The sequence below is a fragment of the Synechococcus sp. R5-13 genome, assembly GCF_047462015.1.
In the GTDB taxonomy this organism is placed as follows: domain Bacteria; phylum Cyanobacteriota; class Cyanobacteriia; order Thermostichales; family Thermostichaceae; genus Thermostichus.
Map to the genome: position 1 here is coordinate 1 of NZ_JANSIL010000131.1, position 5,014 is coordinate 5,014.

The window sequence follows — 5,014 nt, forward strand, 5'->3', positions numbered from 1 at the left end:
ACTGCGCAAGGAGCCATCCATGCGCAGCGTGGTAGGAATCTCCGGCCTTCAGGCCGGGGAGGATGTCAACGCCTTCCGCATACCCGAATATCGGCTGGAAACTCAGGGGCAATCAATCGTGTTGATTAACTGGAGACATTCCCCTGGTGCTCCCACTGGATCCCTAGAACAAGGGTGTTAGCAGACCAGGGCTTGCTGCCGTTGTCGCTGTTGGCGTTCTAGAGCTTCAAACAGGGCTTGAAAGTTGGCTTCGCCAAAGCCTGTGGCTCCACCCAATCGTTGGATGACCTCGAAAAAAAACGTGGGCCGACCAAACAGAGGCTGAGTGAAGGTTTGCAACAACAGGGGGGGGTGTGGGGAATCAGAAGCAGGCAAGGTGGCATCCAAAAGGAGCTGCTGCTCCACCAAGTCGTGCCAGGAGATGGTGGGCAACCCACCAGAAGGGAGTACTGCTCCAGAGGCCAGCTCCCTTGCCAGGTTTGTGTAGTACTCCGGTGGCACCTGCAGAAAGTTTACGCCTCCCTGTCGCAGCCGGCGCACACTGGCGAAGACATCTGAGCTGTGCAACGCCGCATGTTGCAGGCCAGGGCCATGATGGGCATCCAAAAACTCCTGGATCTGGGAAGCGGCACAGGTGGGCTCGTTGATGGCCAACTGGATCCCGGCTTCAGGATCTCCCACCACCACACTTTCTAGGCCAGAGGTGTTGGTGCGGATGCTATAGCGATACAGAGACCGCCAACCCAGCACCTGCCCATACCAATCTGCCGCTGCCTGCAGGGATCCCTGCTCCACGTTCAATACCAGGTGATCCCAGTGGGAAAACAGGTTCTCCTCAGCAGGGGCTGAATCGGGGATCCCTGAGCTGGGGATCAAAGAATGCCTGAGTCCATAAGGAGTGCGCAGGCACAGAGCAGGGCAGCCTTCGTCTTCTGCCGGGATCCACTCCACTTGGGCTCCTCGCCTCTGCAGAAGCTCTGTCAAGCCCGACAGCTCTTGCTCCCCCACCGCTAAGGCCACATCCACCACGCCAGGGGAATGTTGCTGTAAATAGCGATCCACCTCATCCCCAGGGCAAGCAGGCTGAGACAGGCGCAAGCGCAGGGATCCCTGACGCAGACAGAGGGTGCTGCCGAGCTGTCCTTCCACCCGGAAGCCCCAAACCTGACAAAAGTGTTCCTGCCAACGGGGCAGATCCCAAAGATAGAAGTGCAGGTGGTGGATCCCTTGGACGATTCGATTGGACTGGTTCATAGAGCAAAGCACTGCTAACGCGAACGTCGAGTGTCCTGACGTTCTCACGGCAACAGGCGACCTGGGCCGCCCTACCTCAGCATAGGCCCGCCATTTGCCGATGGAAAAGCGTAAAACAACATTAAGAAGGCATTAAGACAGTGTTAAAAAATAGGATAAAAATAAGATTAAAAAACCACGCGACCGAAAATATCCTCAGAGCGCAAGGGACTAAAATTGGATTAGGCGAGGTGTATTTAGAACGCCCAAAAAAGAAACAGAGGAGTTGCTAAAAGCCCTTCGTAGGATCCCTGGAAGCCTTGCAGAGATTGGGTAGTTCTTTGGCTCTTTTTTAAGCCTGCGTGGGGCAACTGCCGAGGTGTCACCTCGCCTTGTCGATAGATTATCAGGCGTAACAGCCGGGAGGATTGTTATGGTTGCCAGTGTGCAGCGTTCTGTAGCATCACCTACAGAATTGAAGGCGGAACCAAGGACAGGATCCAACGCAGCCGGTCAAAAAGTTTTGAGCGATTTTGCGCCGGGATCCTGGCAGCGCTGCATCGATGTCAGAGACTTTATTCAACGGAATTACACCCCCTACACCGGTGATGAAACCTTCTTAGCTGCAGCCACCGAGCGCACCCAGCGGCTGTGGGCCAAGGTCAAGGATTTGATGGCTCTGGAGCGAGAGCGAGGGATCCTAGATGCCGATACTGCCGTTCCCTCTACTATCACCAGCCACGCCCCTGGCTATATCGACCCAGAGCTGGAACAAATTGTGGGGCTGCAGACGGACAAACCCCTGAAGCGGGCCATCATGCCCTTTGGCGGCATCCGCGTGGTGGAGTCTTCCCTCAAAGCCTATGGCTACGAGCTGGATCCCCGCACCAAGGAAATTTTTACCCAGTACCGCAAAACCCACAACGACGGCGTTTTTGACGCCTATACCGAAGAGATGCGCCGCTGCCGCCGCTCCGGGATCATCACCGGCCTGCCCGATGCCTACGGTCGGGGTCGCATCATTGGGGACTACCGGCGGGTGGCCCTCTACGGGGTGGATCGGCTCATCGAAGACAAGCAGGCCCAAAAAGCCAGTCTAGACCTGGACACGATGGACGAAGAGACCATCCGCCTGCGGGAGGAGCTCTCCGAGCAGATTAAGGCCCTACAAGAGCTGAAAGAGATGGGATCCCGCTACGGGTTTGACCTGGGCCGTCCGGCAGCCAACGCCCGCGAAGCCATCCAATGGCTGTACCTGGCCTACCTGGCAGCCGTCAAGGAGCAAAACGGGGCGGCCATGTCCTTGGGGCGGGTGTCCACCTTCCTGGACATCTACATCGAGCGGGATCTGCAGGCCGGGATCCTCACCGAGGAAGAGGCCCAGGAGCTCATTGACCACTTTGTTATGAAGCTGCGCATGGTCAGGTTTTTGCGCACGCCCGAGTACAACGAGCTATTCAGCGGGGATCCCACCTGGGTTACCGAGTGCATCGGCGGCATGGGCCTAGATGGGCGGCCTTTGGTCACCAAAACCAGCTTCCGCATGCTGCATACCCTCTACAACCTTGGCCCAGCGCCCGAGCCCAACTTGACCGTGCTCTGGTCGGAGCGGCTGCCGGAAGCCTTCAAGCGCTACTGCGCCAAGGTCTCCATTGAAACCAGCTCCATCCAGTACGAAAACGACGACTTGATGCGCCCCTACTGGGGGGATGACTACGGCATCGCCTGCTGTGTGTCGGCCATGCGCATCGGCAAGCAGATGCAGTTTTTTGGAGCGCGGGTGAACTTGGCCAAGTGCCTGCTCTATGCCATCAACGGCGGTCGGGATGAGATCTCCGGCGAGCAGGTGGCTCCTGCTTTCGCCCCCATCACCGCCGATGTCCTGGACTACGACGAGGTGTGGCCGCGCATGGCGCAGATGATGGCCTGGCTGGCCAAAACCTACGTCAACACCATGAACATCATCCACTACATGCACGACAAGTACTGCTACGAGCGCCTGGAGATGGCCCTGCACGACCGGGACGTGCTGCGCACCATGGCCTTTGGGTTGGCCGGCCTGTCGGTAACAGCCGACTCCCTATCCGCCATCAAATACGCGCGGGTACGGGCCATCCGGGATGAGCGGGGCCTAGTGGTGGATTACGCGGTGGAGGGCGACTTCCCCAAATACGGCAACAACGACGACCGAGTTGACTCCATTGCGGTGCAACTGGTGCAGACCTTCATGGCCGAGCTGCGCAAGCACAAGACCTACCGCAATGCCATCCCCACCCAGTCCATCCTCACCATCACCTCCAACGTGGTCTACGGCAAGAAAACCGGCAACACCCCCGACGGGCGGCGAGCGGGCGAGCCCTTTGCCCCAGGGGCCAACCCCATGCACGGCCGGGACACCAAGGGGGCGGTGGCGTCGCTGGCTTCGGTGGCCAAGCTGCCCTACGACGACGCTCTGGATGGGATCTCCAACACCTTCTCGATTGTGCCGGCGGCCCTAGGTCGCACAGCGGAGGAGCGGGTTGCCAATCTAGTGGGGCTGCTGGATGGCTACATGCGGGATGGCGGTTTCCACCTCAACGTCAATGTTCTCAACCGCGAGACCCTGCTGCATGCCATGGAGCACCCGGAGCTCTACCCACAGCTCACCATCCGGGTTTCCGGCTATGCGGTGAACTTCATCAAGCTCACCCGCGAGCAGCAACTGGATGTCGTTAACCGCACGTTCCATCAGCACTGCTAAAAACAAGGCCGGGGATCCCTGAAGTCCGCCCATACCGGGGTCGATGGAAGGGATCCCCCATCGATAACCGAGGAGGCCCGATGATCATGACTGTTTGTAGCGCTGCGGATCTGGTCAGCCAGTATGCCTCAGGACGGCGCGATTTTCGGGAGATCGATTTGCAGGGGGCTGAGCTGCAGGGGATCCATTTGGCTGGCGCCGATCTCAGCTATGCCGATTTCAGTGGGGCCAACTTGGCGGGGGCCAATTTGCGGGGGTGCGATCTCAGCTATGCCGACTTCAGCGGAGCTAACCTATCGGGAGCCGATTTGCGGGGATGTCTCCTCTTTGGCAGCAATTTCCGAGGGGCGCTCTTAGAAGGAGCCTTGTTGGATCACGCAGATTTCGATGCCTATACCCATTTCCCGAAGGATTTTGATCCCAAGGCCCACCGCCTGCACGGCATCACGGTGGATACCTCCGTGCCTAGCCCACACGACCCATCGGTCTGAGCTGGGTGGGATCCCCAAGCTGCCCTTTCGGCTTTTTATCCCCCTTTCTCCCTTCCAGCCAGGATAGCAGCGGTCTAGCTAAAAGACCCTAGGGATCCAAAAAAATCTAGTCCCAACCTAATCCAAAGAGAAATGGAAACTGTGTTCTATTTAACCTGAGTTAGCAATCTGGAAGAAAACCTCAAGATTGATTGATATTTTGCAAAAGTCATCCAGGATAAAAGTATGGATACCGTTATGAACCCCCTGACACCAATTGCTGGGCGCATTCACTCGGTGGAAACCTGTGGCACCGTCGATGGGCCAGGAATCCGCTTCGTAATTTTTACACAGGGTTGTCCACTTCGCTGTTTGTATTGCCACAACCCTGACTGTCGGGATCCGGAGGCGGGACAGCTTGTTACGGTTGAGTCTTTAATTGCCGAGATCCAACGTTACAAGAATTACTTGCGAGGGGGGGGAGTTACGGCTACCGGGGGAGAGCCTTTGCTGCAACCTGACTTCGTGGCCGAGATCTTCCGTCGCTGCCATGAGTTGGGCTTGCACACGG

The 5,014-nt window shown here is 57.7% G+C and carries 5 protein-coding genes; 4 read left to right on the forward strand and 1 reads right to left on the reverse strand.

Features of this window, described 5'->3' with window-relative positions; genetic code table 11:
• Positions 1 to 181, forward strand: a 181-nt coding sequence (locus NW840_RS10060) for a hypothetical protein (RefSeq protein ID WP_414344013.1), incomplete at its 5' end; no start/stop codon positions are given.
• Here NW840_RS10060 and NW840_RS10065 read toward each other — a convergent pair.
• Positions 178 to 1,254: a 4-hydroxyphenylpyruvate dioxygenase family protein gene (locus NW840_RS10065; RefSeq protein WP_414344014.1), complete on the reverse strand. Its 1,077-nt coding sequence runs from the start codon at positions 1,252 to 1,254 to the stop codon at positions 178 to 180. The genes NW840_RS10060 and NW840_RS10065 overlap by 4 nt on opposite strands.
• A 412-nt stretch (positions 1,255 to 1,666) precedes the next feature.
• Here NW840_RS10065 and pflB point away from each other — a divergent pair, with 412 nt between their 5' ends.
• From pflB to NW840_RS10080, 3 genes are all read left to right on the forward strand, one after another.
• Positions 1,667 to 3,973: a formate C-acetyltransferase gene (gene pflB / locus NW840_RS10070; protein WP_414344016.1), complete on the forward strand. Its 2,307-nt coding sequence runs from the start codon at positions 1,667 to 1,669 to the stop codon at positions 3,971 to 3,973.
• An 86-nt stretch (positions 3,974 to 4,059) separates the two neighbouring features.
• A complete protein-coding gene (locus tag NW840_RS10075) occupies positions 4,060 to 4,464 on the forward strand; it encodes a pentapeptide repeat-containing protein (protein ID WP_414344017.1) in 405 nt (134 codons plus the stop codon).
• 225 nt (positions 4,465 to 4,689) lie between these two features.
• A partial coding sequence (locus NW840_RS10080; RefSeq protein WP_414344018.1) for a 4Fe-4S cluster-binding domain-containing protein occupies positions 4,690 to 5,014 on the forward strand: 325 nt, incomplete at its 3' end.

Bases quoted from the DNA above. Each gene is read 5' to 3' on its own strand.
- NW840_RS10065 (WP_414344014.1), bottom strand. From the start codon at position 1,254: ATGAACCAGTCCAATCGAATCGTCCAAGGGATCCACCACCTGCACTTC.
- pflB (WP_414344016.1), top strand. From the start codon at position 1,667: ATGGTTGCCAGTGTGCAGCGTTCTGTAGCATCACCTACAGAATTGAAG.
- NW840_RS10075 (WP_414344017.1), top strand. From the start codon at position 4,060: ATGACTGTTTGTAGCGCTGCGGATCTGGTCAGCCAGTATGCCTCAGGA.